The 25,256-nt window shown below is 46.1% G+C and carries 26 protein-coding genes; 20 read left to right on the top strand and 6 right to left on the bottom strand.

Annotated features, from left to right (window positions below; all coding sequences use genetic code 11):
- The first annotated feature begins 4 nt into the window (after positions 1-4).
- The 17 genes from ACESPU_RS21020 to ACESPU_RS20940 all read left to right on the top strand — a co-directional run bounded on the left by ACESPU_RS21020 (position 5) and on the right by ACESPU_RS20940 (position 15,399).
- Positions 5-316, top strand: coding sequence for a hypothetical protein (locus ACESPU_RS21020; protein ID WP_009276848.1), 312 nt, complete (start codon positions 5-7; stop codon positions 314-316).
- On the top strand, positions 313-2,919 hold the full coding sequence (locus tag ACESPU_RS21015; RefSeq protein ID WP_009276847.1) for a TraG family conjugative transposon ATPase: 2,607 nt from the start codon (positions 313-315) through the stop codon (positions 2,917-2,919). Before ACESPU_RS21020 ends, ACESPU_RS21015 begins: the two co-directional genes overlap by 4 nt.
- Positions 2,912-3,133, top strand: coding sequence for a hypothetical protein (locus tag ACESPU_RS21010; RefSeq protein ID WP_009276846.1), 222 nt, complete (start codon positions 2,912-2,914; stop codon positions 3,131-3,133). Before ACESPU_RS21015 ends, ACESPU_RS21010 begins: the two co-directional genes overlap by 8 nt.
- Positions 3,134-3,138: 5 nt before the next feature.
- A complete protein-coding gene (locus ACESPU_RS21005) occupies positions 3,139-3,735 on the top strand; it encodes a hypothetical protein (RefSeq protein WP_009276845.1) in 597 nt (198 codons plus the stop codon).
- Positions 3,736-3,741: 6 nt separating this feature from the next.
- Complete coding sequence (locus ACESPU_RS21000; protein WP_009276844.1) at positions 3,742-4,797, top strand: hypothetical protein; 1,056 nt, start codon at positions 3,742-3,744, stop codon at positions 4,795-4,797.
- A 4-nt stretch (positions 4,798-4,801) separates the two neighbouring features.
- Positions 4,802-5,500: a hypothetical protein gene (locus tag ACESPU_RS20995; RefSeq protein ID WP_009276843.1), complete on the top strand. Its 699-nt coding sequence runs from the start codon at positions 4,802-4,804 to the stop codon at positions 5,498-5,500.
- The gene (gene traM / locus ACESPU_RS20990; protein ID WP_009276842.1) at positions 5,487-6,770 is read left to right on the top strand and encodes a conjugative transposon protein TraM; all 1,284 of its coding nucleotides are present in this window, start codon (positions 5,487-5,489) and stop codon (positions 6,768-6,770) included. The genes ACESPU_RS20995 and traM overlap by 14 nt, the downstream gene beginning before the upstream one ends.
- On the top strand, positions 6,767-6,952 hold the full coding sequence (locus ACESPU_RS20985) for a hypothetical protein (RefSeq protein WP_009276841.1): 186 nt from the start codon (positions 6,767-6,769) through the stop codon (positions 6,950-6,952). The genes traM and ACESPU_RS20985 overlap by 4 nt, the downstream gene beginning before the upstream one ends.
- Positions 6,953-6,964: 12 nt before the next feature.
- Entirely contained in the window at positions 6,965-8,077 is a 1,113-nt protein-coding gene (locus ACESPU_RS20980; protein ID WP_009276840.1) for a DUF4138 domain-containing protein, read from the top strand.
- A complete protein-coding gene (locus ACESPU_RS20975; RefSeq protein ID WP_009276839.1) occupies positions 8,074-9,546 on the top strand; it encodes a DUF3945 domain-containing protein in 1,473 nt (490 codons plus the stop codon). The genes ACESPU_RS20980 and ACESPU_RS20975 overlap by 4 nt, the downstream gene beginning before the upstream one ends.
- 18 nt (positions 9,547-9,564) lie before the next feature.
- Positions 9,565-9,750 (top strand): hypothetical protein, encoded by a 186-nt coding sequence (locus ACESPU_RS20970; RefSeq protein WP_009276838.1) that lies wholly within the window; start codon positions 9,565-9,567, stop codon positions 9,748-9,750.
- Between the two features lie 3 nt (positions 9,751-9,753).
- Positions 9,754-10,947 (top strand): ArdC family protein, encoded by a 1,194-nt coding sequence (locus tag ACESPU_RS20965; protein ID WP_009276837.1) that lies wholly within the window; start codon positions 9,754-9,756, stop codon positions 10,945-10,947.
- Positions 10,925-11,308 carry a single-stranded DNA-binding protein gene (locus tag ACESPU_RS20960; protein WP_008771429.1) on the top strand — a complete coding sequence of 128 codons (384 nt, stop codon included), beginning with the start codon at positions 10,925-10,927 and terminating at the stop codon, positions 11,306-11,308. The genes ACESPU_RS20965 and ACESPU_RS20960 overlap by 23 nt, the downstream gene beginning before the upstream one ends.
- Before the next feature lie 11 nt (positions 11,309-11,319).
- Positions 11,320-13,266, top strand: coding sequence for a type IV secretory system conjugative DNA transfer family protein (locus ACESPU_RS20955; RefSeq protein ID WP_009276836.1), 1,947 nt, complete (start codon positions 11,320-11,322; stop codon positions 13,264-13,266).
- Between the two features lie 22 nt (positions 13,267-13,288).
- The gene (locus ACESPU_RS20950; RefSeq protein ID WP_009276835.1) at positions 13,289-13,708 is read left to right on the top strand and encodes a hypothetical protein; all 420 of its coding nucleotides are present in this window, start codon (positions 13,289-13,291) and stop codon (positions 13,706-13,708) included.
- 125 nt (positions 13,709-13,833) lie between these two features.
- Positions 13,834-14,859, top strand: a complete 1,026-nt coding sequence (locus ACESPU_RS20945) for a toprim domain-containing protein (protein ID WP_007844620.1) — start codon at positions 13,834-13,836, stop codon at positions 14,857-14,859.
- Between the two features lie 54 nt (positions 14,860-14,913).
- Positions 14,914-15,399 (top strand): hypothetical protein, encoded by a 486-nt coding sequence (locus ACESPU_RS20940; RefSeq protein ID WP_009276834.1) that lies wholly within the window; start codon positions 14,914-14,916, stop codon positions 15,397-15,399.
- A gap of 101 nt (positions 15,400-15,500) precedes the next feature.
- On the opposite strand, the gene ACESPU_RS20935 is transcribed toward ACESPU_RS20940, so the two are convergent.
- The 5 genes from ACESPU_RS20935 to ACESPU_RS20915 all read right to left on the bottom strand — a co-directional run bounded on the left by ACESPU_RS20935 (position 15,501) and on the right by ACESPU_RS20915 (position 21,802).
- On the bottom strand, positions 15,501-16,436 hold the full coding sequence (locus ACESPU_RS20935; protein ID WP_008781142.1) for a PcfJ domain-containing protein: 936 nt from the start codon (positions 16,434-16,436) through the stop codon (positions 15,501-15,503).
- Positions 16,437-16,500: 64 nt separating this feature from the next.
- A complete protein-coding gene (locus ACESPU_RS20930; RefSeq protein ID WP_010186304.1) occupies positions 16,501-18,156 on the bottom strand; it encodes a hypothetical protein in 1,656 nt (551 codons plus the stop codon).
- A gap of 219 nt (positions 18,157-18,375) precedes the next feature.
- The gene (locus tag ACESPU_RS20925) at positions 18,376-19,473 is read right to left on the bottom strand and encodes an AraC family transcriptional regulator (RefSeq protein ID WP_195283972.1); all 1,098 of its coding nucleotides are present in this window, start codon (positions 19,471-19,473) and stop codon (positions 18,376-18,378) included.
- A gap of 236 nt (positions 19,474-19,709) precedes the next feature.
- A complete protein-coding gene (locus ACESPU_RS20920; protein ID WP_195283971.1) occupies positions 19,710-20,813 on the bottom strand; it encodes a transposase in 1,104 nt (367 codons plus the stop codon).
- A 578-nt stretch (positions 20,814-21,391) separates the two neighbouring features.
- Entirely contained in the window at positions 21,392-21,802 is a 411-nt protein-coding gene (locus ACESPU_RS20915; RefSeq protein WP_009276894.1) for a PcfK-like family protein, read from the bottom strand.
- Between the two features lie 996 nt (positions 21,803-22,798).
- Between ACESPU_RS20915 and ACESPU_RS20910 the strand changes: the two genes are divergently transcribed.
- A complete protein-coding gene (locus ACESPU_RS20910) occupies positions 22,799-23,053 on the top strand; it encodes a hypothetical protein (RefSeq protein WP_009276895.1) in 255 nt (84 codons plus the stop codon).
- 309 nt (positions 23,054-23,362) lie between these two features.
- Here the strand turns inward: ACESPU_RS20910 and ACESPU_RS20905 are convergent, their stop codons facing one another.
- Positions 23,363-23,578, bottom strand: a complete 216-nt coding sequence (locus ACESPU_RS20905) for a hypothetical protein (RefSeq protein WP_007844652.1) — start codon at positions 23,576-23,578, stop codon at positions 23,363-23,365.
- A 468-nt stretch (positions 23,579-24,046) separates the two neighbouring features.
- On the opposite strand from ACESPU_RS20905, the gene ACESPU_RS20900 reads away from it, so the two are divergent.
- Together ACESPU_RS20900 and ACESPU_RS20895 are read left to right on the top strand one after the other, a co-directional pair.
- Positions 24,047-24,901, top strand: coding sequence for a virulence RhuM family protein (locus ACESPU_RS20900; RefSeq protein WP_008781192.1), 855 nt, complete (start codon positions 24,047-24,049; stop codon positions 24,899-24,901).
- Positions 24,902-24,917: 16 nt separating this feature from the next.
- Positions 24,918-25,247 carry a hypothetical protein gene (locus tag ACESPU_RS20895; RefSeq protein WP_008781191.1) on the top strand — a complete coding sequence of 110 codons (330 nt, stop codon included), beginning with the start codon at positions 24,918-24,920 and terminating at the stop codon, positions 25,245-25,247.
- The last annotated feature ends 9 nt before the right edge of the window (positions 25,248-25,256 follow it).

Genomic DNA, 25,256 nt, shown 5'->3' with positions numbered 1-25,256 from the left:
AGCCATGAGAACCATGCGTAAAATCAACAAGCCGATCAAGTTCTTCGGTCTGTCATCGGGACAGTTCGCCATCTTCATGCTGCTGACGGCCATCATCATCATCGTGAGCATATTCAAGCAGCTGCACCCGATACTCATCATCGGAATCATTTCCGCCATTCTGTTTCTATCCGGTCTGCTGTTCCAAACCTTGAAAAAGGAACACAAGGCCGGTAACCCGGACTACCTGACCGGCCTCCAGATCAAGAACGCCACCCCCCGGCAGATAACGGACAAACGGCAGATTTTCAAATTCATCCTAAAACAGCAACCATGATAGGAATCATCATACTCATATCACTGCTAATCTGTGCGCTGTGCCTGCTGATTGCTCTGCTGTATATCCGGCAGACAGAGATAGAGGTGAAGGACAAATCCGTGGATCTGGAAAGTGTCTTGCCTATCCAGACCATCACGGAGAACGCCGTCATCAACGGGAACGGTGACATCACCGTCGGCTACCGGCTGCTTCTGCCCGAAGTGTTCACCTTGTCGGAAAGCGAGGCGCAATACATCCATGAGCGGTTGGAGGCTCTTTTGAAGATGCTTCCGGCAGGCACGGTCATCCATCAGCAGAATTTCTACTATACGGGGCGATACCATCATGCAGAATACTCTTCCAATGCCCTGATAGCGGAGAACAACCGTCATTTCAACGGCAAGGAGATACTGAACAGCTACACCAACCTGTATGTGACGTTCACGAACGGCAACCGAAACGGTAAGATACGCAAAAGCGCATCGGGCACCTCGCTGATGCGAAAGCTGCACTACCCGTTCAAGCAACCTTATAAGGAATATCAGCAACGGCTGACAGAAATGGAAGCCTTTCTGATGAACTTTGAGAACGGCTTGTCATCCATCCAGCAGTTTGAGATACGCAAGATGGATGATACGGAACTGAACAACGCCATCTACGACTACGTCAACCTCTCTTACGAGACACCGGAAAACGATGCCACGCAGAAGAGCGTCAACCCTATGGCCGTCAGTGAAAGCGGAAGCATGAAAGTAGGGCAACAGCACGTTTCCATCCTTTCGCTGACCAATGAAGGCGAGCATCTTCAAGAACTGGCCGTGCCGCACACCGGCAAGTCGAAGGCATACGGGGGAAACATAGAGATACCGGACAGCATACGGAGCAAATGCTCGATGCTGTACCCCGTAGGACTTGGTCTGCCGTTCAACCACATCGTAAACATCGTGATAGAGATAACCGATCCCGATGCCACCGTAACGGCCATCGGTGCGGAGAAAGACGCGCTGAACTACATCACCAACTTTTATCCGCCCGCAGCGGAGAAGCAACGCGAGCAGGCAGCTTTCTGCGATGAGATTACCCAGTTCGACTACCAGACCGCCTATACCGCCTTCAATGTCGTGCTGAACGATACAGACCGTACCTCGCTCATGCGGAAAACCGCACTGGTACAGCAAGGCTTCAGTTTTATGAACCAAAGTTCGTGCTATGTGGAGAACGCCGAGCTGTGCAACCTGTTCTTCTGCAACATACCCGGCAATGCCAGGGCCAATTACCGGGGCCTCGTCAACACGACCAAGCAGGCCATCTGTTATCTGCAAAAAGAGGGGATGTACCTTTCGGACGAGAAAGGACATATCTACCATGACCGTTTCGGTACTCCCGCCAAGATAAACCTCTGGGATTATCCGGCGCTGAACAACAAGAACCGCATCGTTATCGGCCCGTCCGGTTCCGGTAAATCTTTCTGGCTGAACAATTACATCCTGCAAAGCTATGAACTGGGCCGGGATGTGATGATCATCGACATCGGCGGCTCTTACCGCTCGATGATAGCCTTGAACCGGGGCAAATACTTCGACTCTACCGAGCAGAAGAAATTTGCGTTCAACCCCTTCTTGTGTGACCGTGACAAGAACGGCAAATACCTATACATCGACACCACGGATGCCGAGTCCGCCGATGACCAGATAAAGACCATCGTCGCCATTATCAGCTACATTTGGAAGGTACGTGAACCCATGCTGCCTGCCGAGAACGCCATTCTCAGGAAATCCGTCATCGGATTTTACGACTATGTGAACAACTCTTCAATAGGAGAGAAGCATGAGCGTATCTTCCCAACGCTGATAACTTACCGGGCTTATCTGAAGGAAGTGTTCAGCAAACGGATGACCGAGTTTGAGAAACAGAAATTCGAGATAGAGGAGCTGTTGCTTTTGCTGGAACCCTATACGGACGGAGAGCTGTCATTCCTGCTGAACGCCACCGAGAACGTGGATATCGTGCATGACCGGCTGATAGCCTTCGATATGGAAGATGCCTCTAAGAAAGAGTACTTTCCACTCGTTGCCATCATCACCCTGCAAATGATCGTGGATAAAATCAAGAAACGCCAGGGATTTGCCAAAGAACTGATCATCGACGAAGCGCTCGACTTCCTGCAAGACGAGAAATTCGGAGACTTCATCGCCTACCTGTACCGTACCTTCCGTAAAAAGGAGGGAAGCATCACGCTGGCCGCACAGAACATCCTGTTTTTGAAAAACATGCCGTCCAGTATCAAGGACTCCATCATCATCAACTGCGCAACCAAGATTATCCTCGACCATTCGGAACACCGGCAGAACCTGCCGGAAGTGAAAGCCGTGCTTTCCATCACGGACGAAGAGGCCTATATGATCGAGTCGTTGCAACGCACGGAACGCTGGAGAGAGTTTTTCATCAAGATGTCGAACGATGCCTTCATCTTCCGCAACGAGGTGTCCGACTTCGCCGCCGTAGCCTTCGATTCGCGCCAAGCGACGGTAGTACGGCTGAAGCAGTTGTTCAACGAAAGCGGCTCGACCTATACGGCCATCAACCGCTATCTGGAGGAAAGGAGGAAAAAGTATGGATGACGCCACCCAAGGGCTGACCGCCCTTCTAAGCTGGTCAACCGACTTCAACGGCAGCGCATACAATCTTGCCGGAAGCATTGCCGCCGCACTTTTAGGCGTTGCGCTCATTTTCGTGGTATGGGCACTGGCCATGAAAAAAGAGAACGCCAAAAGCTATCTGATAGCCTGGCTGGTATGTGTCATATTCACCCTATTATTCATCATCAACAAATAACCGTCATGAAAAGAATCATTCTCATACTCGGACTTTCCGTCTCGATGGGGTTGATGGGAACCGGCAGCGTTCATGCCCAGTTTGTCGTGCATGATCCCGGACACACCCTGCTGAATTCAACGGAATGGATCACCAATGTCAATAAATGGGTCGCACAAATCAATGAAATGATAGACGCCCAGGAACTGAGGCTTGGCCTGCAAAAAATCGACCAGCTGAAGGAACTCAAGTCACTGAAAGAACTGGCCGATTTACTTGACGATGTAGCCTGCCTAAGCAGTGACTACAGTTTTTACCTGAATGTAGGTTCAAATTACCACTGTTTGAAATTTCTTAATTTTCAGCGTGTAACCGTCAACCTGAGCCTGAGTACCGATTTGCTGTTCAAGGTAGCCACCGTGACCAGTTACTTCTCGATGAACTCGGAAGGACGCATGTCATTCATCGAGCAAGTGAAGGAATCGGTAGAGAAGGCAGCTGAAGAAATGCGAGAGTTTAACGAATCCGTGCGTTCCACGGTCATTTACAAATCCATGAAAGGGCATAACCGGAAGACCTACTATCAGGGACGGCTGGCCGCTTTCACACGACACACCAATTAAAGCGTTATGAATCAAGACAATTTTCTCTGGGGACTCCAGATCACGGACGGCCTGACAATGGAACTCGTTTCGCAAATGACGGTCATCGCCTTCGGTGTTGGTGTCATATGTTTTATCTGTAACCTGGCATACAACTATCTCTATCACGGAGCCAGCCAGCTGTTAAGCCCGAATGAGGACAAATTTCCCGACATGATGGAAATCACCCGTTGCCTGGTACTGTTCTTCTGCCTGAGTATGTACACCCCCATCGCCCAAACCATCGTAGGCACGATGGAAGTAATTAACGAAGCCACCTCGCTGACCTCCGAGCGTGCGCAGGAATTTGCCCAGTTCATGGCACAATCAGCCACCGAACAAGGAGAGATGATTGCCGAATACGACAAACACAGCCTCCAGTCGGAGGTAGCAGCCGGAGAAGACAACACCGGCGCCATGCAGTACGAACTGGATAAAAAGATGGAAGAGGACGAAATGACCGGTGTACGCTCCAGCGTGGAGAAGATTGTGCAGCTGCTCAATCCCGCCAACCTCGCCACCCTTGTACTTCATGGCATTTCCGCCCTACTGGTAGGAATCATACAAGTAGTCATCTTAGGTATCGGCGTGGTCATTGTCAAGCTACTGGTCATTCTCGGCCCGTTCGTATTTGCCGTGAGCATGCTGCCGGTCTTTCAGAAACAGTTGAGTATCTGGTTCGGTACGCTCTGCTCCGCCTGTATGGTATTCACCGTCATCAATATCCTGAACCAAATCATGTGGCAGACCTTCAAGGCCATCTATACGGAAAGTGCCGACATGGTGGACGCAGCTACGCAGCAGATACAATATTTAGGAATGGATCTCGCCCTGATCGGTGCTTATTGCAGCTGTTTCTGGCTATCCTCCAAAATCGTAGGACACAACGATGCCGGGAAAATCATTTCGAAAACCGTGTCAATTGTCACCACGGCGGCCACCATCGCCCTGATGGGAGGCACAGCGGCAGGCGACAAGCTGACCAACGTAGGCGGTGCCGCCTCTATCGGGGCAAGTTTCATAAACGACAACAATAAAAAATAGAACTATGAATCTGATGAAATTCAAAGGAGCAGATGATGCGGTCAAGCTGACTATCCGGCTTTCAGCCGGGTACTGCATCATCCTGACTATCGCTTTTGCCTGCAGTATCATCTTCCTTATCAACAAAATAGAAAAAGCATACGGCCAGGCTCTCGTCATCGACAGGCAGGGAGAAGTCTATGAGGCAAGCAGCCTGTCTGCCAGCGATATGCGGCAATACGAATACATGAACCATGTAAAGACCTTCGTAACCCACTGGTATGCCTTTGACGAGAGCAGCTACGAGAAGAACATTTCGCTTGCGCTCAACCTCATAGGCAACAAGGGGAAGGAGCTGTTGAATGAGTACAACGATGTGAATATGCTGAACTCACTCATACAAAAGAATATCCGTTACGGGGTACGCATCAAGGATGTAAAGATTAACACCCAAACGATACCCGTTTCCGGAAAGATAATCTTCACGCAAACCGGGTACCGGGCACGGGGAAGCATCTCACGTAATATCGAAGCGGAGTTCACCATCTATGATATGCTGTCCCGCAGCGAGGAAAATGTGCACGGAGCCAAGATAGAAGATTGGATTGTCCGCTATTCCGAACCCGTGGAAAACAACGGCGCCAACACATCGCAGGCAACTTCTCCGGGCAAGAATGAAAACCAGTCAGAAACCTCTAAACCAACCGACCATGGAACCGAATAAACTTATCAAAGACAAGAACAAGCTGTTGATGGCCATCCCGGTAATCCTGGGCATCCTCTTCCTTTATGTATTCTTCATCCGTGAGAACGGGAACGGGATGTCAGGGAGTGACAAACAGGCCGCCTCGCAAGCCTTTCTGGAGCCACAGTCGGAAATGGCCGACAAGGTGAACGACAAGATGGAAGCCTATAAGCAGGACAAACTGGAAGAGCAGGAGAAGGCACGCATCTTGAAAGAGTCTCAGGTCAAAGGATCTGATTTTTACTTCGAGCTACAAAACCAGCAGGAACGGTATGACCGTGCCACACTGGAGCGCATCCGCCGTATGCAGAACGATCCGTACAGCGAAGTCATGGCAGAATACGGAGGTGGCCGGAACGGACGCTTCTCTCATCAGCTGGAAAGCCAACTAGACGGACTGGAGGACGAGCAGGCGCTCAACGAGATTATCCGGGAAGCCAAGAAGAACTCACGCATCCGTAAAGAGCTGGAAGAATCCGACAAATACCGCAAGCGCATGTATGAACGGATTGTCAATTATGACCAAGAGGGAAAAACGGAGAAAGCCGCCTCCAACCCTTCCGGCCATCCATCCACCGACAGCCTGATGCAAAAAGGCCCGATCTACCGTGCCGAAAACGGCAAGCGTGTACGCCGCCAACCGACCTCCGCACCGGGAAACAGCAACCTCTTCAGGGCTTGCATCCACGGCGACCAGACCGTAGTCACGGGCAGTACGGTACGGATGCGGTTGCTTCAGGACGTAACCCTATCCGGCATGAAGATACCGGCCAACACGCTGTTTTACGGTGTCGCCACTTTGGGAGCCAACCGCCTAGATGTGGTGGTCAGCAACCTGAAGGTAGGAGACAACCTTAATCCCGTATCGGTGGTTGTCTTCGACAATGATGCCATGGAAGGTTTGAACCTGCCCAATAACCTGAAGGCCAGTGCAGCCAAGCGTATGGAACAAGGTCTTGTACAGAACATCGACATGCCGCTCTCTTCCATCGGCACGATGGCCAGCGAAGTGACCAGCGTAGTCAACGCCACCACCCAGGTAGCCAAGCAAATCCTGAACATGAGCCTCTCACAAGTGAAGGTACATCTCAAGTCCAACTACGAAATGTATATCCAGGAAGAGAGTCAGGAATCGAAGTTGCGCAGGCAAGCCGTGCAAGCGGAGTTACAGAAGCTCTATGAGCAAATGGAACAAGAGAAAACGAACAAGAAAAATCATCCCCTTCAAACATTGATAGACAAATTATGATAGACATTCTCAATTACCTGCTTGCCTTGTCTGCGGTCTTTTTCGGCTATCGCATCTATGTATCGCGCTGTAGCGGGAAATCCTTCAAGGAGATACGTCCGTTGACCGTTTCTTTCGGTATCACCCTGCTTCTGTTATGGTGCATCACCGTATTCACAGCCTTTTTTTCAAGAACCGTTTAACATATCGACAACATGAAGAAATACATTCGCCTATTGTTCTGCTGCCTTGCGTGCAGCCTGTCGCTCTCCGCTCAGGAAAGCGTCAAACCCCGGCAACAAGCCATCAGCCAGAAAGAGATACACATCACTTTCGATTGCGTGAAGCACCTGGTCTTTCCCGCACAGGTCTCGGACATCGCCATTGGCGAGCAGGAGCTTGTCATGGCCAGCCGGGTAGAAGAGGCACCCCATATCGTCAGGCTCTCGGCGCAAGCGGAAGGATTCACCGAAGAGACCAACCTGACCGTAGTCTGCATCGACGGAAGCGTTTACACCTATCACATCCGCTACCTTCCCGAAAGCGGCACGGATTCACACCCGAACATTTACGAGGACAACAGGAAATGGCAGCACCATGACTATCAAGCAGAAGTCAGCGACCTCCATCTGGCCGAGTTCTTCTTTCCGGAGGACATCGCTTACGGAACGCCCGGCAACGAGGTGTCCTTCACTCTGGCCACCTACAACAACCAGTTGAAAGTATCAACCGCCAAAGATGCCGTGGCATATTCCAACCTGTTTGTGGTGGATAAGGCCATGAACACTTACCACATCACCATCAAACGGGGCAACACCTCCGTATTCACCTACAATTTCGATGACCAGCGCAAATATACCGCCCATGTGGATGTGAACAGTGAGGAAATGGAAAGATGCATCCAAGAGCTGCGCACCAAGAAGCGCAACATCTACAGCCTGGGGGTCATCGAGAACAAGTTTGAGTTGTCAATGGCCAATCTGTATGTGCATGAGGGCTTCATGTTTTTCATCTTTGACCTGAAAAACAAATCATACATCGACTACGACATCGAGTTTGTCAAATGTTTCCAGCGTGACCAGAAGAAGAGCAAGAACGTCATCCAGCAAGAAACGACCATCGAACCTATCTATCAGAAAGATTTTGACACGAAAATCAAGGGCAAGAGCCAGAACCGGCTGATACTTGGTTTCGACAAATTCACGATACCCGATGATAAGGTATTCGAGATCGAGATTTACGAGCGAAACGGGGGGCGGCACATCAAGCTGGCCGTGTTGAACGAATACATCCTTTCCGCAGAACCCTTATACAAGCCACAGCCATGAAACTGAGAGAAGCATTAGACACCTATATGTTCGACAACGTGGGACAGTTCGGCGGCATCGCCGAATCACTGGGCTATCAGACCGAATACCGGGACGGATATTTCCGGTTCCGCAAAGACGGGGAAGAGCTGAGCATGAGCGTAAGCGAAATCAGGGAAAAAGCCGGAGCAAAGTACGATGAAAGCCTTCGTGACCAATCAAAAGAACGTGTATCCGCCCTTTTTGACAAGGAACGTGCCAATGATCCTAAATATGTCGCCGAGCTGGAGAAGGAGGGCATCAGCATCAAGCGGTGGGAGAACCTGAAGGGACATGACAAGGACGGCTTTACCGTCATCGACCATCGCCTGAAGGTATGCTACACCGGACAGTCGCTCTATGAATACGCCTACAAGCAAGGGAACATCTTCGACGGGAAAGGCACCAAGCAGGAAAAGGGTGTCATGTCTGATTTGATGGAGATACACGGCAAACCGGGGAAGCTCCGTTTCAACGATGACGGAATCTCCGTATTCTACCGCAAAGAGGCGTTGATTATCCCGGACAAGGTGCTGGGAAAGAAGTTGGGCAAGAAAGAGAAAGAACAGCTGCTTGCCGGTGACATCGTACCCATCACCGTAAATAAGAAGGACATCCTGCTGCAAGTTGACCGGGATCTGAACTCCGTCATCCTGCGCACCAACCAGGAAATCAAGATTCCCGACATCATCGGGCAGACCAGCGAATATGGCGGCTACAAGTTAACCAAAGCCGACAAATACCTGCTCGCCAACGGCCATGCACTGGAGAACAAGCTGCTGCACAGTCCGGAAGGCTACTTCATTGCCGACATCCAACTGACGGATGACAGGAAAGGAGTCATGATACAGAACATACAGAGTATCACTCCCGGCAAGGCACAAGAGCTGATCAAGGCCATGCCCCCCAAACTGGAAGCCCATGCGGCCAACATAGAGGCTGCAAAAGAGCAAAAACACGAAGAGGGGCGCAATATGGAAGCCGAGTTTAAGGAAGCGGTGGGCAAACATGACTTTGAAAAAATCGGGAAGCTCAAAGAGGAAGGATATAAACCCAGTGAAGAGTTTATCAAAGGAATCGGTAAGGAACACGGTCTGGATGAAAGGCAAACCCATGAAGTCATCCAGCTGTTCGGCACCAAGCCGGAAGAACAGGGCGAACATGAAAGGCAGGCCGCACGTCTGTTGGATGCCGCACAGACCGACAACTTTCATGTCATCCAAGAGATACAGAAAGAAGAGTACCGGCTCACCCAACAAGACCTTACCCGGATGCGTGAAACGGGTGTGCAAGCCAACACGCTGATAGCCGTACAAAAGATTTTCGGGATGGAAGGCAGCACAAAGACACTGGGAGATGTCAAACTGGCCAGCACACCCAAACCCGACAACAGCAAGGAAATGGCCCGTCCGATAGCCAGCACCATCAACCGGGCTTTCAATGACTTATAACCTAAAAAATCAGGAATTATGGATTACGATGAATTAGTACAGAAAAACATTGCAGGAGAAATCAGTGACTTAGAGTTTCTACTTACACAGGAAGAGCTTGCACAGGCCTATCAAGAAGAGATGGCCGCCAAGCATCAAGAGACAAACAACCAAACGGCCAGAGAATGGCTGCTTGATTACGAGAACAGAAATCTATACCAATAAATCATGGATACAGCAAATGACAAAGCATTACAGCGTTTCGCCGAACTGATGATCGAGAAGATAAAGCAGGTGGAAGATAACTGGCAGAAGCCTTGGTTCGGGATAAAGGGTGGGGGACTTCCGCAAAATATCGAGGGAAGAACCTACAACGGAGTAAATTCCTTCATGTTGTTTCTACTTTCGGAAAAAGAGCAGTACAGCCTGCCGGTCTATATGACCTTCATGCAAGCCAAGGACAGCGGCCTTAACATACTGAAAGGAGAAAAGTCATTCCCGGTCATTTACTGGAATTTCTCAGTAAGAGACAAGAACGGAAAGAAAATACCTTTCGACGTATATAAGAACCTGGATAAAAACGAGCAGCAGGAATATAAGGTCACGCCGTTTCTGAAGACATACAATGTGTTCAACGTACAGCAGACCAATCTTCAGGAAACGAAACCGGAGAAATGGGAAGCATTGAAGGAGCAATTCAAGATACCGGCCATCAAGGATGAGCAAGGGATGCTCACCGTGCCTCTGATCGATGCGATGGTACGGGAACAGCAATGGATCTGCCCCATTTATTCCAAGGAAGGAAATAGTGCTTACCATGCAAGGGGAGAAGAAAACCATATTGTCGTACCCCTGAAGGGGCAGTTTAAGGACGGAGAGAATTTTTACTCCACACTACTTCATGAGATGGCGCACTCGACTGGAGAGCCTGAGCATCTGAACCGGGAAAAAGGCGTGATTTTCGGAGACACGCAATATGCCAAAGAGGAACTGGTTGCCGAACTCACCTCCGCTACCGTCGGGCAAAGCCTGGGCATATCCACCTATATCCGGGAAGAGAATGCCATGTATCTGAAGCACTGGCTGGGAGCCTTGAAAGAAGATCCCAAATTCATCTATAACATCCTTGCCGATGTAGGCAAAGCCAGTAATATGATTCAGGAACACGCCTCACGGATGGAACAGTACCTCACACCGGAGGAACGGTTTACGCTGGCCGTCCTGCAAGACAACCGTCCGGTATTGGAGCAGATGAAGAATGAAGGTTTTATTCCTTCATCCCGACAATTGGAAAGCCTCGCCGCCAACCATCCCACGGCAAGCAACCTTGAAACACTATACGGCACTTTCGGCATTTCGCTGCCTGTCATGGAAGCGGAACCGGCCATGAAAAATACGAATGAGCCACAGCTCGGATTATAAACTTTTAAAAACCATCATTATGTTTACAGGACAAATTATCGGTTATGTCGGTGCGGATGCCCGGCAGAACAAGAACGGAAAAGGATTCAACTTCCATGTATCCACCAAGTACAAGAACGTGAACAACGAGGAACAGACCCTATGGGTATGCTGCTTCGTAAATTACGAGAGTAAGGTCTTTGAGTATCTGAAAAAAGGGACACAGGTATATGTCTGCGGCGATGTGTATGCCGATGTATTCCAGAAGGATGACGGTAGCCACATCCCATCCGTCAGCCTGACCGTCTCACGCATTGAGCTACTGGGAAAGGCTGAGAAAAAAGAGAACGGTGACGGAACGGCAACCGGACAACCCCAATAACTGCAACGGCCATGGAAAGAGAAAAGAAAGACCTGTCATTCATCCTGATCCTGCTATCCACGCTCATCGGGACAGCCGTACTGTTTCAGTGGGCTATCGTTACGGGATTATACGCTCCACTACGTAATCCGGCCATGTGGGAAAGGCTGATGGAAAAGGATGCCCTATTCCGGTTTCTCTACGTCATCCTGATCGGCGGTCTTGCTTTTCTCTTCCCGGTAGGCAAGGTGAAAGACGAAAACAAGAAATGGGGTTACACCAGTATGACATTGGTTTCGGCATCCATGCTGGTTATCGGATTCAGCCGGTTATCAGCGTGGTATAACCTATTTGTGTTTCCTACTGTGTTTGTGGCGTACACGCTGCTTGTCATCAAGACTCTGCCTTATTTCATCCGGCGCCATGCCCAATCCGATGACAGCATTTTCGGGTTAAGCCGGGAAGAATCAGCTTTCTACTTCCGCTTTGAGACCGCCTCCGGGCCGTTGGTCATCCATAAGCCGCAGCAGAATGTCTATATTGACGGCGGTCCGGGAAGCGGTAAATCGGAAAGCTGGATCAAGGGAATCATCTACCAGTGCGCCGAGCGCAACTATGCCGGATTCGTGTACGACTGGGAGGGTGATCCCACCAAGGACAAGTCACCCATCCTCTCACGTATCGCCTACGGAAGCATTGAATACTTCCGGGCTAAAGGAGTGGATACACCCCGTTTCGCCTATATCAATTTCGTGGATATGTCACGCACGGTCAGGGTAAACGTACTCTCTCCGAAATATATGTCAAAGGGCAACGAATCGCTATTCATCCGTAACATCATCATCACGCTGATGAAAAATCTGGAAGCCAGTTGGAAAGAAAAAACAGACTTTTGGGCCAACAATGCCATTAACTACGTCTATTCAATCGCCTACAAATGTTTCAAGGAGAGGGAGCTTGGCATCTGTACGTTGCCCCATGTGATAGCCCTTGCCCTTTCGGACAGCAACCTGGTATTCCATTGGCTGTCGGAAGATCCTGAAATCGCATTGAACATGTCCTCGATGCTGACCGCCTGGAAGTTGGGCGCACAACAGCAGACAGCCGGAGCCGTATCATCCGCACAGACTCCGCTGGTACTCCTGAACAACAAATACATCTTCTGGGTGTTGTCACCACTTCCCGAAGAAGAGTTCTCTTTGGATATAACCAACAAGGAACACCCAACGCTGTTATGCGTAGGCAATGCGCCCACCATCAAGGAGGCCGTATCTCCCGCCATTTCCTGCATCGGCAGCGTACTGATGTCGCAGATGAACAATCCCGGCAAAGCAACCAGCGTATTCATGGTAGATGAATTTCCGACCATCCTGTTACAAGGCATCGACACCTTCATCGGTACCGCCCGAAAACACAATGTCGCCACCATCCTTGCCGTCCAGGACTTCAACCAAGCGGTCAGGGACTATGGAGAGAAGAGTGCCAACATCCTGAAAGCCTCTTGCGGAACACAAGCCTACGGCATGACCGGAAACGAGAAGACGGCCAAGGACATTGAGAACCTGCTTGGCGAGAAAAAAGAGGCACAGGAATCCTATTCCCACCAGACAAGTGGAAGCGGCAGCGTAACGGAAAGCCTGCAAAAAGAAAAGGTCTTAAAGGCAAGGGACATTGCCGGGCAAGCAGCCGGGCACTTCATCGGCAAGATTGCCGGAGGCAAGCCGCCATTCTTCAACGTGCAGATGGATATGTGCCGTTTTGAAGAGAAGGAGATACCCCGTTTCTCCTTGCCGGTCAAACTAGGCAACGGCAAAGAAGAGATGGAACTGGAAATCCTGGAAGAGATTATCCAGCAGAACTACATTAAAATCATTGAAGATGTCAACGCTATCCTTAAAAAGATAGAGGACAAATTAAAAGAAAAGTCAGCAGTTCCGGCAGCCGGGACACATAAGACAGAACAAAAAATCATCCGATAACATTCAACAAAAGAATCCTACCATGAGAAAAATCCATTCATTATTAGTGGCAGCCTGCTTATTGGCGGCTTCATGCAACAGAGAGGAAATCCAACCGGAAACAGACAAAGCCGGTATGTATCACATCACCGTAGCCGTAACCGGCACCTCACCCAAAGGCAGTGTACATATATACAATCTTGACGGCGTGAAATTCAGGAACAAACGCACCGGCACCTCCGCATTTTCCGTAGATCAGACCTTCACCGATAAAGTGGAATACAGTACGGAAAAGCCAGTCAGCCAAATTACCGTCCAAGGCATCCTCTATTCCAAAGAGAACGCAACCATCACCCTGCAAGTAAAGAAAGACGGTGAAAGCGTGTTCAACCAGAGTAAACAGCTAGAGGCCGTTCCCAGTATAGACAACACGGTAGATTTGGTTTACAGTACCGTGAAATAAAATCAAAAAAACATATATTTTCTCTTTCGTATTTAGATGATATTTATTATCTTTATGAAAGATAATCTTTCTCATTTATAATCTAAACTCAGATAAAATGAGATTCAACTAATCCAGTCAATCGTATGAAAGTCGATTTCAATCAGATAAAAACAACCATTTCTCTGCCCGATTTCCTGCTGGAGCTGGGATGGAAAATCGTGGAAGGCTCTTCCAACTCTTGTCCCAAAATGAGCAACGGAACGCATACCATCGTCATCAAGCGGAACTCACAGAACCAATATACCTATTGGGACGTGCATAGCGACAGCGTGCGTGGCCGAAGCATCATGGATCTGATGCAGGAACATCTATTTGAAACAACCGGAAAAATGCCGACCTTGCGCGAGGTGGGAGAGATCCTTCAGAACTACATCAACACCAACCGCATCACGACACCCGAAAAAAGCCGGTATGAAGTCGGTAACACAAGCATGGGAACGGACGAACTGCATTTCTACCTACGCCAACTGCAAACTTACAAAGGAAACTATCTCTCAAAAAGAGGTATCTTGAAAGAAAGCATCGAAAGCCGGTTCTTCAAAGACACTTTCTTTATCCGTGAAGTAAAGAACAAAGGGAGTGTTTACCGAAACGTGTGTATCAAGATGTACAATGAAAACGGTGTACAAGCCATTTCACAGCGGAATGAGGCGTTCAAGGGTATTCTCGGTGGCAAGTTCGACTGTCTGGCGACCAGCAACCATGACAAAAGCCGCCCGATAGACATTCTATACATCGGGGAGTCATTTATCGACTGTATCTCCCACTATCAGCTATGCCATTCCGGAAGCGACCTCAATCTCGTATATGTATCTACGGAAGGGACATTCACGGAAGGACAAATGAGGCTATTACGCCTGATTCTTGACAAAAACCAGGTAAAGGAGCTTCGGAGCATCTTTGACAACGACAAGCAAGGACACAAATACACCCTATGGCTGCATCGTTACTTTCATGGCGATACGACTGATGTCGAAAGCCTGAGCAACGATGAACTCCGCAACAAGGTACAGGAACTGAAGAACGTCGAACTTTCGGAAAACAAGGATTGGAACGATGATTTGAAAGTCTCGTGTGGTATCTATACCTCCACGGATGGCGGCCAGTAACCTCATAGATTTGCTCAATCACATAAATACAACAACCAATAAAATCAGGTCAATATGAATATCAAGCACTTATTTTTTTATATGCTGCTCATTGCCTTTTCCTCATGCAGCAAACCCGGCTATGAGAAAGCCATTGCAGAATGGATTCAGACAGATTCTCACGGTACCTGGACGGATTTAAAGTTCGAACTACTGGAAGTGCTGGAAACAGAAGATGTCACCGTATCGGACAGCCTGCGCTATCTGAACAACAAAAGCGCACAATTATCCGCTGTCATACAGAAAGCGGAAAGTCCCCGTGCCCTATTCAAACCGTCCTTTTCCGCCTATATGGAAGCCGAAAAAAGCCTGAAAGCAACGGATGCCATGAAAGCCAACTACCTGCACCGTGACAGTACGGAAGTTATCGGCAAGATATTAAAATGCAGGTATGCCATCATCCAGCCACACTCAGGGGTGCAGCAGAAAAAGACGGCTTCTTTCCTATTGTCCCCCGACAAGGAAAAATGTATCGGAAAACTAAAGTCGGCAAGCAAATAATCCGAGCGTAACGATGTGTTGTAGCGACAACGTTTTTTGGGTTCTTTTTGGGGCGTATTCCCAAAAAGAACTCCCACACATTTAAATGTGTGGGCTATTCATTACACTACCATCCTTTCTCTTATCAACGGTATATTATCCCGTACCAAATTCAGAATCCGATCATGATAGGCTGATAATTGGTTAGACTTTCCACGGCACTGGCACACCTCCATCCTGCTAAGTGAAAACTCCACCGTTTCCATGCGCCTTCCATCCACCATTGCCGACATTATCAACGAATCTTCTCTCTTATAATAGGCGTTGCTGAATACACAATGATGCAGCAACTTTCCCTCTTTATAAAAGTCCGAAAGGCTTTCCAATACCCGAACCATAATATTTCCATCCGCAAACGAAAGATTAAAGAAACGTGATTTGGCAGCAATATAGTCTTTTTCATCCTTTTCAGAATATTTTTTCTTACATTTCCCCATCACCCAATCATGCGCTTCTTCTACATTTAACGGACACAAATAATGAGGATTTCTCGCATCTAATTTATTTTCTATCAGCATATCCACATAGTCCAGCCACAAGTCCGCATCATGTATCACATAGTTATGCCTTAAACAGATTTTTATATATGTCCAATACTTATCCATACCGTATTTTCTCTCTAAAAATCTCAAGAACAAATTCATTTGCCCTGCCTTATATAATATCTCCATCCGATTATCAGTTAATAATGTCATAAAGAAGGAACTCGGACAAATATCATAAAAGGCACCCTTAAATCCATTCCTCGTAAGTTCGGGTATCACTTTCATTCTCGGATAGATAACCGCCGGGCAAATATCATAAATACGGTCATGATGCACATTCCGCTTACGCAATTCCAAAGAACTTCCATATATCCATGCATCATAATAAAATATAGACATGCCTCGCAGCAAAGACAGCGTTTCTGTCTTGCCCTCTTTATTCATCCAACACTGTACCGCCTCAATTATAAAGTAATTAGCCGGAGAGCCTTTTTTCAGCCGACAGTCCACCATAACAATACTTCGGTAATTTTTTAGTGAAGTATTGACATAACTGTTATATGATGATTAAATTATCTCAATATTTTACGCGGATTGGTCCGGCAACAGAGTTGAATAAAAGGTCGCCGTTAGCAAGATACTGAATGATGGCGTAGGCACCATTGGCTCGGTTGTTCTTGCCCAATATGCTGCGGTGACGTGTGGCACCACTCTTCCAGTCAAGTCCTGTAACTTCCCAGCCCGAAGCATCGTTCCAGCCACATACAAATACCATCTCTGACTTGATACTTACGGCAGGAATCATACTTACAGAACTTACATCGCTGCGCGTCCACTTACTCTCCCACTTTTTCTCCTTTGTATTCCAACGTACACACTCGGCACCTTGAGGGCCTTTGACAATAGGACCAATAGCAATTACACCAATAATCTTGTCGTTTATTTCCTGATTGGTAACATTAATATTGTTTACAACAAAGGCGTCATAGCCGCCTACTACAACAGACTGCTCAGACTGTATCCACTCTGTTGATGTTCCAAGACCACATGTAACCTCGTGCACTCCGGCTATACGCTTGTCGTATCCTGCCACTTGCTGTGCGTCTGAGGGGATTTCGTCACGCCAGAAAGCTACCAGTTTCATACGCTTAGAGCCATCGGTAATAACTACCAGCTTGTCCTTGTCTTGGCCAAATCCCATAAGTGTAGGCGTTGAACCAGTGCCATGTCCGAGTTTGATACATGGTGCTTGCGGACCACCGTCGTAATAGGCTTGCCATGCACCATCAGCCTGGGAGGTGGAGATTTTGCCGTCCTTGCAGATGAGTTTCTGCATAAGGCCTTTTCCGCCTGGTGTGCGGCTGTTACTTGCTACGTAAACACCGCCATTCTCGTCGATGCAGATAGAGTTGGTGAGAATCTGGTCTGATGGAAGAGGGTATGAATCTTCGATTGTAGTAAGAGCACGATTCAGCACAAGAAGTCCGTTCTGAGCAGCCACAACAAGGTGTCCGTCATAGGTCATAGTAGCGCCTACGAGTGTAAAAGAGCCGAAGGTAAAATTCGTAAGTCTTATCTGATGATCCAACATGATACCATCCTTGGGATTATTAGGATTGGCAAGGCGATAGCGTGCCATTACCTGACCTGCATTGGTGTAAGCATAGTTATCCTTGTCGCACAAGACATAATTACCGTTGGCCATAGACATTTGTGGCGCCGGACCCAATATATCGGTAACCGTCTTGGAAAGTTCGTCGTAAGTAGCATGATCGGCAATTATACGTGTCAGTTGCTCCTGGGTCTTCATTGTAATCCCTGGCAAGCCAGCCTCGGCAACCCTTTCAAGTTTGCCGTCGCTTATGTCAAGATACGACACGCGGTCGCTACTCATACCCCACATATAATTGGGCGAAGTCGAAGCAAGAGTCATCAAATTAACAGGACCGCTCCATGTCATCTGACACTTGGAAAGATCGATATTGAAAGTTCCATCCTTGACAGCAAACGAGAAAGCATCAGTCTGAGCCGAATTGAAGTGCGTAATACTATACTCTTCCTGTGCAAGCCAAGGGTTAGGTTTGGGTTTTGCAACTTGTGCCAAAGGCACTTCGGTAGTGCTGTCGCCATCGCCATCGCCACCAGCATCAGGAGAAATAGAATCTTCGGAACACGAAGCTAAAGACATAGCCCCTATGACACACACCATTAAATAAAGATAGTTTTTTTGCATAGTGAATTGTTTTTGAGAATTTATGTTTGAATTGTTTGAATTTCCTCATGCAAAGATACAGGAGCATCAACCATCAAAAACCTCAAAGACATCACTCATGTGTCACTCTTATAGAAAGGATACGTCACAGTAAGAAAGGTTACACTTTGCCTTATTATGTAACCTTCGTACAAAAGTTACACCTTACATTCAGTAGCAAACGCACACATAACCAGTATATTACCGTTGACGGCGCCACTCGGCGGGAGTCAAGCCCGTCCTTTCCTTGAACAGACGCTGAAAATACACACGCGACGAGAAACCGCACTCCATAGAAACAACCTCGTTACTATATTCGGGGTGTGCAGCCATGAGTGCCTTTGCCTCCTCCACGCGAATACCCGAAAGCCATGTACGGAAATTCTTACCATATATGGAAGTCAGATACGAAGCAACGTCGGTACGATTAACCATTATGCGACGAGCAAACGAGGATAATGTCAAGTCGCTATCTCTAAAACCGCCCTCGCTTCGCCATTTGCTTACCGCCATATCTATTTCGGCAATACGCTCAGGCCCAATCTCCCTAAAGACTTTAGCAGCGGCTATCTCGTCGTTAGTCTCGGTAACAATCTCAGTTACTCCCTCGGACATACTAAATCCAAGCGCCGTAAAACTAACAATAAACAGCGAAAGCGAAATCAATCCCAAAGGTCCAAAGACAAAGAGCAGCGGCCGCGACAATATATAAAGAGGCGAAATTACAGCAAAAGCACACACCACAAAAAGCCCAAAGCGCATAGTGCGCAGGTAGGCATCTGCAGGATTACCATGTTCACTGTCGAGCCGACGTTGAACATTACCAAGTTCCCTCAGCGGTGCCCATGTATAATACAATAGAGTAAAGAAATGAATAGCATCAGCAACATATAGCATAGGACCAATATGCAGACTGCCATTTGAAATAACACCTGCGACTATGCACAATACCATAAGAGCATATCCAACAACGCCATAGCGCATAAAACTCCAACGTCTATGCCCAGCGCGCAGAATATTAAGCTGCGACCATGACAACAAAATAGCCGAAGGCGAATAAAACAGCAGATTAAACAGAACACCCACATCGTTCCCCTGTTGTCGCCAACCCAACCGCATCTGATACATGTAGTGTACAACAAACAATAGTAATGCCACAACAATCATCCAACGCGACTGCTCAAACTGTCTGTTACGGCAAGTTACATAGTAGCGCGACACAAACACAAAAAATGCAAGCATGGCCATCACAATCATGCAAGTATATTGAAGAGCAATAAGGTCTAAGCAAGTATCCAAGATTGTATGTATATTAAATAATTTAACGTGAGTTCGACGAAATATAAGTGCCTGAAAAATGGTGATTAGCGAAAAATTGTTGTAATCTTAGAGTGTTAAATATCAAAAGTTTACAGACAATAATTGCTATGATTACCGAGGACAAAGTTACTGAGATTTTCTGTATTACGGATGACTTCTGCAAAGTTTTTGATGTTGTTTCTCGGTCAATAGTTCGTTAAAATTTGAGTATATGGCTACGCAGCCTTAGGCTGCCATCCAATGAGTTCTTTGACAATCTTACTAATTAAAGTTCGGTTCGGTTGGCATCGAGACATGTCGAAAATTAATTTCGTATAGTTCGCATTGAACATCAACGACTTAATTTTTGCCATGGAATTGTCCATACCATTGTCTTTCATGAAGACCTTGGCGGCATTCAGTGAGGCGAACGATGCGTTGAACGCAAAGTCCAACTGTCTCTTGTGTCTTGCCTGACAATCCATAAGTCCCGTAAACTGCTTACTGTCGCGATAGCAGAACTCTATCTGGAAACGAGTGCGGTAAGTCTTCAATACTTCCTCACCCGTCATTGAGAGTTTTGTCGAAAAGAACAACTTGCACTTTCCGCCGGGCATTCGCCAGATGACAAGTCGCACCCTCCTTTTCAGAGCCTTGGCATAAGCCTCGAGGGTGTACGCCTTTCCGTCCAGTCCGTCAATGTGCAGTTCTTCCATGCATGAGAGGTTGAGGTTTGCCAAGTCAATCTTGTCTCCCTTAACCCTTGGTCGTCCACGCTTCTTTTCCTTCTTGGGAATGTAATGCAGACAAGCGTTGTCACGGAAGCGGCTGACTATATAGAAGCCAAGCTCCGACATGCCCTTCTCGAACGTGGATGTGGAGAAAAAAGCGTCAGCCACTACTATATCAGTGATACTCAGCAGTTTCTTTGAATACCGCTTCATAACACTGATGTAATATTCGACGAGTGTCTTGTTCCTCATCTTCAGCGCGGAGTTTCCTATTGTCTGATGGGCACGCAGCATCATGCACTTGTTGTTGACAACATCCAGTAAACCGATGCCCATGATTTCAAGTCCGTGCTTCACCGCCCCTGCACATCCCGACCAGAACCGTCCGATATGAGGAGTTTTTTTCCCGGCCTTGCTGATATAGCACGGGTCTATGGCAATGGCAAGTAAGCCATCCATATCCAGCACACGCCTTGCAAGAGACAGGTTCAACAGAAGCCAATCGATGCAGTCTTTCTTCTTACGGTTGAAATTCTGACGATAGGTCTGCTCGCCATGCTTGCCGTAGCGAGCCATCTGTGTGAAGTTTATCTTTCTGGGTAGAATCATATATAAAGTCAGTATCTCGATGAGTAGAGTCTGGAAAGTTTTTGCTAACTTTGCACCAGATTCTTTCATTGATGCACGAATTGCATTCTTGAGGATCTACTCATATTGGCTAAGTGGTTCTGAAAATGTCATACTTTTTAAGTCTTGAATAAACTATAAAGGTACTAAAAAAACAGACACTTAGCCAATTTTATTTGGTTATGTTTTGTTAATCAACTTACTTATATTCAAACGATTACGAGATTATTAACGGAGTATTGACCATAAAAAAACGAACAACTTGATATTGCTTGTATGTAGTAATCACACAAAAATATTCTTTATATACAGCTGTTCTTTTCCTACTATTCTCCAATTTCAGATTCATACCACAATGAGGACATTTACAGTTTTTCTTATCTTCCTTATCCCGCCATGTATGCCCACAATCCAAACAAAAGCAATTCCCTTTTGCATCACGCTTGAAATAATGCACAAAGCAATGTTTATAGGCATAACGCTTTTGAGCCTCTGAAACGGGAGCTAACTTCCTGCTCCCATTCACGATTTCCATTTGTAATTTTGTCTTGGGTCTCATATCAAAAAAGAGTTAACTGGGTTTGTACTTCGGTGTTGTTCTCACGTTTGGCTTGTTGACGCTTCTTCAACTTTGCCAATTCTTCCTCCTGCAATTTTTTGATAGCAGTCTCACGAGCCGCTTTCTTTTCTTCCTCTGACAATTCAACATGATGATTTATAACTACATTACATTTCAATGGGCTACCCACCTCAATATTATCTTCCTGATAATAGTGCAATGCCATACCAAAAATTTCATCATCACTAAAACCACAGCAACCGCTTTTCTTCACTTGGTTTAAAATATAGGTAATGCAATTATCTATATTCTTTGTAGTTTTTTGATAGACTGGAGCAAACAGACTATCCACCGCTGCCATATTATCAAGGTATGCCTTGATGGTACTTTTAAATTGTTCTGACACTTTCATAGTATATCATTTTTAGATTTCATTTCACAATAAGCCAAATTCACGAGAAACAAGGAGAATAGGCAAATAAGAGACAACAACGTAACCGACACAACCTTTATCGGACTTGGCGTTATTACCGCTCCGACAAACATAGCCACTGCACAAAGAGCGATGATGACCGAAAAAACAAATTGAATGATTTGCCTATACTTCTGCTACTTAGTTTGTTAAACTTCTAATTTTATGCTTCAGCTAGATTTAAAGACCTTTTTTTAAAACCCCTTTCCGGGATGGCCTTTTCTTTCTGCCGACTTTTTTTTTGAGCTTTCATGCCCCATCTGAGTTTATGAGCCTTTTTTTTACGGCACGCATCAATAAGGAAGGAGGGATTGAGAAAAGTTTTGGACGACAAAAAATGTTGGGGACAGCGAAGCCGTCCGGCGTTATTTTTTTCGGAACAAAGGGCGAAGACCGGAACTCTTTCGTATCCATCCACCGAAATAAATTTGCCGTTCAAAAACAAAGGGTCTCAGATGGGGCTATGAAAAACGCACATTAGGGGAGGCAGAAAACAAGGAAAAGGGCAGTACGGAAAGTAAAACAAACCATACGGTTTTGCAGGCAAAACCGTATTCCTATCTCCCTGCCACAAGTGGCAGGGGGGGAACGGGTTAGCAAAGGACTGCCGGGACAAACGGTAAAAGGAAGGGGCTACAATACGAAAGAAGGAGGTTGTTTCGGCAATGCCGAAGCTCCGGATGATGACCATTGCAATCCCGCCCACGTTTGGAACTTCTCTTTTCTGGTTTACCCATAATCAGCCGCATAGCGGATGACTACGGGTAAACCGGAAATGAGAACAGTCATTCCGATAAAGGGGAGGGTGGGAAAGAATACTGCGTGAACGCAAAAACACAATATGCCATCTTAAAACAATATCTTTAAAAAGTTTTTCAGAAGAAATGCTTACCAATATCCTAATAATTATTACTTTTGATAACATAATACAACGATATGGAAAAGAAAAAGATTACAATAGAGGTAGAACCAGCTACAGCCGTAGCTACCGTCGGTTTATTGCGTGGGATATTTCCCAGTATCATCGAGCAACTGGAAAGGCAGGCCGCAACAAACGGCAGCCCCTTAAAATTCGAAAAAGTAGAAAATATGCAAGAAGTATTGGATGAGATCTATGAAAAGTGCATTGCCGAAACGAACCTACGGAAGTTCGCACAGGCGCACTTGAATAGTGACGGATTACCCAACTGATACAGAAATATTGGAATCTGCCAGCTATCCTTACTTCAAATAACAAATGGAACAGAGTTATACACCTGTCATGTGGGACGATAAGAGATTTGCCTTTGTCCCATACGAAGCATTCGGTGATTTGCCACATTACCCAAAAGAAAAATGTGAGCAAATTTGCAAAGAGCTGAACAGCCTTATAAGACTATGTACTTATAGGCCGAAAAAGAAGATATTTATTTTCATCCGGTAAGTTATGTACGTCATTCCGGAGAATGGATTATTTAAAATCCAGCATCCAATACAAGCTTTATAAAACCATTATTCCGGTTAAGGTATCTGTACAATTTCCATCTGCACACCTAACTCTACCATCTGTTTGCGGATCTCTTCACTTTCTAATCGAGAAACCGCTTCATCCCTATCCCAAAAAGCGTCAAAAGCTCCCGGTTTATATTCTATCTTTCCCTGAAACATCGCATGGGTAACTTCCCCACCATCGGCTGCACCGACATTCAGAATAAAATAATAATGTATATCTTTCATAATCTTGCTTCAATGGTCTTATTTTTAATTTGAAGTATTATTTATTTTCCATTCTCACGACTTTTACCTTTGCTATGATTTCCTTTTTCGGTTATCAGTCTTGTTAACGGCTCTCAGCTTTACACCGGACATATCCGAAGATTTCCCTGAGTTATATTCAAGTCAATTCTCCTTTGATTGTAATATTCCCTATATCCATGTGCATAGCTGAACAAATATAGCGACTATTACCTAAGTTAACAAACAAATGTTAAAATATAGAGTAGTGTTTCCATTTGAATTTTAGTTATTTGATACCCCAACTATGAACAACAAACAGACAACTGTTTTTTTTGAAACAGCAGAATGTTTCTGTTTTATTAAAATAAAAAGGAAACAAACTTTTGAAGTAATACTTACGGAAAAAATAGATTTTATAATGTTTCTTTTTTGTACATTTGCAACAACATAATAAAAGCGAAACATATAATGGAGAAGCAAGGAGAAATCATACTATACCAACCGGATGAAGCTGTAAGGTTGGAAGTACGTTTAGAAGATGAAACCGTTTGGCTCACACAAGCGCAGATAGCAGAACTTTTTCAACGTGACAGAACCGTTATAACCAAACATATAAATAACGTTTTTAAGGAAAAGGAATTGGAAGAGAAAAGCAATGTGCATTTTTTGCACATTGCTAATTCCGATAAGCCTGTCAAGTTCTTTAGTCTAGACGTAATAATTTCAGTTGGATACAGAGTTAAAAGCGTAAGAGGTACGCAATTCAGGCAATGGGCAAATAAAATTTTAAAAGAATATTTATTGAAAGGCTATTCTATAAACCAACGGCTCAATGACATGGAATATAGAATGAACAATAAATTCTTCCAAATAGAGAAAACCATTGCTGAACATGATGCAAAGATAGACTTCTTTGTGCGCACCTCATTGCCTCCGGTGGAAGGTATCTTCTTTGACGGTCAGATATTCGATGCGTATAAGTTTGCTACAGATTTAATAAAGTCTGCCAAATGCTCACTTATACTTATCGACAACTATGTAGATGAATCCGTGTTACTCATGTTGAGCAAACGAAACATCGGTGTTTCAGCCACCATTTACACCCAGCGCATCACGCAGCAACTCCAACTCGATCTTGACAGGCATAACAGCCAGTACCCGCCTATCGACATCAGGACGTACCGAGACAGTCACGACCGCTTCTTAATCATTGATAATACGGAAGTATATCATATTGGGGCATCGCTAAAGGATTTGGGCAAGAAAATGTTTGCCTTCTCCAAACTGGAACTTCCTGTCCATACAATAATTGATGTATTATGAAATAAGCTAATCACCCATGCGAGAAACGGAAGAGAATATAAAATTCAAGATGGAAATTGACGTATTGGTTCCCATTCCACGTACTGTCACCCGTGATTTCACCAGTTTGAAGCACCTGCGTCAATGGCAGAAACGGAATGACATTGACGGTTCTCTTTACTGCTTTGCACACCGGGAATACCTGCTCAACGAAAAGGGAGAATGGGAACAATTTACCGTTATCGGCAAACAGGTAGTAACTATCGGAGAATTGGAAAGACTTCTTTTGGCTATGAAGCAAAAGGGGTTCAACCAATACAGCCGTGAGGAATATGAAGAATTAATGTCTTCATGTTTGAAAAAGTGAAGAATTAAA

This window comes from Parabacteroides sp. 20_3 (genome assembly GCF_964238835.1).
Lineage (GTDB): Bacteria > Bacteroidota > Bacteroidia > Bacteroidales > Tannerellaceae > Parabacteroides > Parabacteroides distasonis.
Note: the sequence above shows the minus strand (reverse complement) of the source record. Positions and strands in the feature narration are given on the sequence as shown.

Bases quoted from the DNA above. Each gene is read 5' to 3' on its own strand.
- ACESPU_RS21000 (WP_009276844.1), top strand. From the start codon at position 3,742: ATGAATCAAGACAATTTTCTCTGGGGACTCCAGATCACGGACGGCCTG.
- ACESPU_RS20895 (WP_008781191.1), top strand. From the start codon at position 24,918: ATGCGAGAAACGGAAGAGAATATAAAATTCAAGATGGAAATTGACGTA.
- ACESPU_RS20915 (WP_009276894.1), bottom strand. From the start codon at position 21,802: ATGAAAGTGTCAGAACAATTTAAAAGTACCATCAAGGCATACCTTGAT.
- ACESPU_RS20975 (WP_009276839.1), top strand. From the start codon at position 8,074: ATGAAACTGAGAGAAGCATTAGACACCTATATGTTCGACAACGTGGGA.
- ACESPU_RS21010 (WP_009276846.1), top strand. From the start codon at position 2,912: ATGGATGACGCCACCCAAGGGCTGACCGCCCTTCTAAGCTGGTCAACC.
- ACESPU_RS20965 (WP_009276837.1), top strand. From the start codon at position 9,754: ATGGATACAGCAAATGACAAAGCATTACAGCGTTTCGCCGAACTGATG.
- ACESPU_RS21015 (WP_009276847.1), top strand. From the start codon at position 313: ATGATAGGAATCATCATACTCATATCACTGCTAATCTGTGCGCTGTGC.
- ACESPU_RS20970 (WP_009276838.1), top strand. From the start codon at position 9,565: ATGGATTACGATGAATTAGTACAGAAAAACATTGCAGGAGAAATCAGT.
- ACESPU_RS20995 (WP_009276843.1), top strand. From the start codon at position 4,802: ATGAATCTGATGAAATTCAAAGGAGCAGATGATGCGGTCAAGCTGACT.
- ACESPU_RS20935 (WP_008781142.1), bottom strand. From the start codon at position 16,436: ATGGTGGACTGTCGGCTGAAAAAAGGCTCTCCGGCTAATTACTTTATA.
- ACESPU_RS20960 (WP_008771429.1), top strand. From the start codon at position 10,925: ATGAGCCACAGCTCGGATTATAAACTTTTAAAAACCATCATTATGTTT.
- ACESPU_RS20930 (WP_010186304.1), bottom strand. From the start codon at position 18,156: ATGCAAAAAAACTATCTTTATTTAATGGTGTGTGTCATAGGGGCTATG.
- ACESPU_RS20985 (WP_009276841.1), top strand. From the start codon at position 6,767: ATGATAGACATTCTCAATTACCTGCTTGCCTTGTCTGCGGTCTTTTTC.
- ACESPU_RS20905 (WP_007844652.1), bottom strand. From the start codon at position 23,578: ATGAAAGATATACATTATTATTTTATTCTGAATGTCGGTGCAGCCGAT.
- ACESPU_RS20910 (WP_009276895.1), top strand. From the start codon at position 22,799: ATGGAAAAGAAAAAGATTACAATAGAGGTAGAACCAGCTACAGCCGTA.
- ACESPU_RS20980 (WP_009276840.1), top strand. From the start codon at position 6,965: ATGAAGAAATACATTCGCCTATTGTTCTGCTGCCTTGCGTGCAGCCTG.
- ACESPU_RS20920 (WP_195283971.1), bottom strand. From the start codon at position 20,813: ATGATTCTACCCAGAAAGATAAACTTCACACAGATGGCTCGCTACGGC.
- ACESPU_RS21020 (WP_009276848.1), top strand. From the start codon at position 5: ATGAGAACCATGCGTAAAATCAACAAGCCGATCAAGTTCTTCGGTCTG.
- ACESPU_RS20900 (WP_008781192.1), top strand. From the start codon at position 24,047: ATGGAGAAGCAAGGAGAAATCATACTATACCAACCGGATGAAGCTGTA.
- ACESPU_RS20940 (WP_009276834.1), top strand. From the start codon at position 14,914: ATGAATATCAAGCACTTATTTTTTTATATGCTGCTCATTGCCTTTTCC.
- traM (WP_009276842.1), top strand. From the start codon at position 5,487: ATGGAACCGAATAAACTTATCAAAGACAAGAACAAGCTGTTGATGGCC.
- ACESPU_RS20945 (WP_007844620.1), top strand. From the start codon at position 13,834: ATGAAAGTCGATTTCAATCAGATAAAAACAACCATTTCTCTGCCCGAT.
- ACESPU_RS20950 (WP_009276835.1), top strand. From the start codon at position 13,289: ATGAGAAAAATCCATTCATTATTAGTGGCAGCCTGCTTATTGGCGGCT.
- ACESPU_RS20955 (WP_009276836.1), top strand. From the start codon at position 11,320: ATGGAAAGAGAAAAGAAAGACCTGTCATTCATCCTGATCCTGCTATCC.
- ACESPU_RS21005 (WP_009276845.1), top strand. From the start codon at position 3,139: ATGAAAAGAATCATTCTCATACTCGGACTTTCCGTCTCGATGGGGTTG.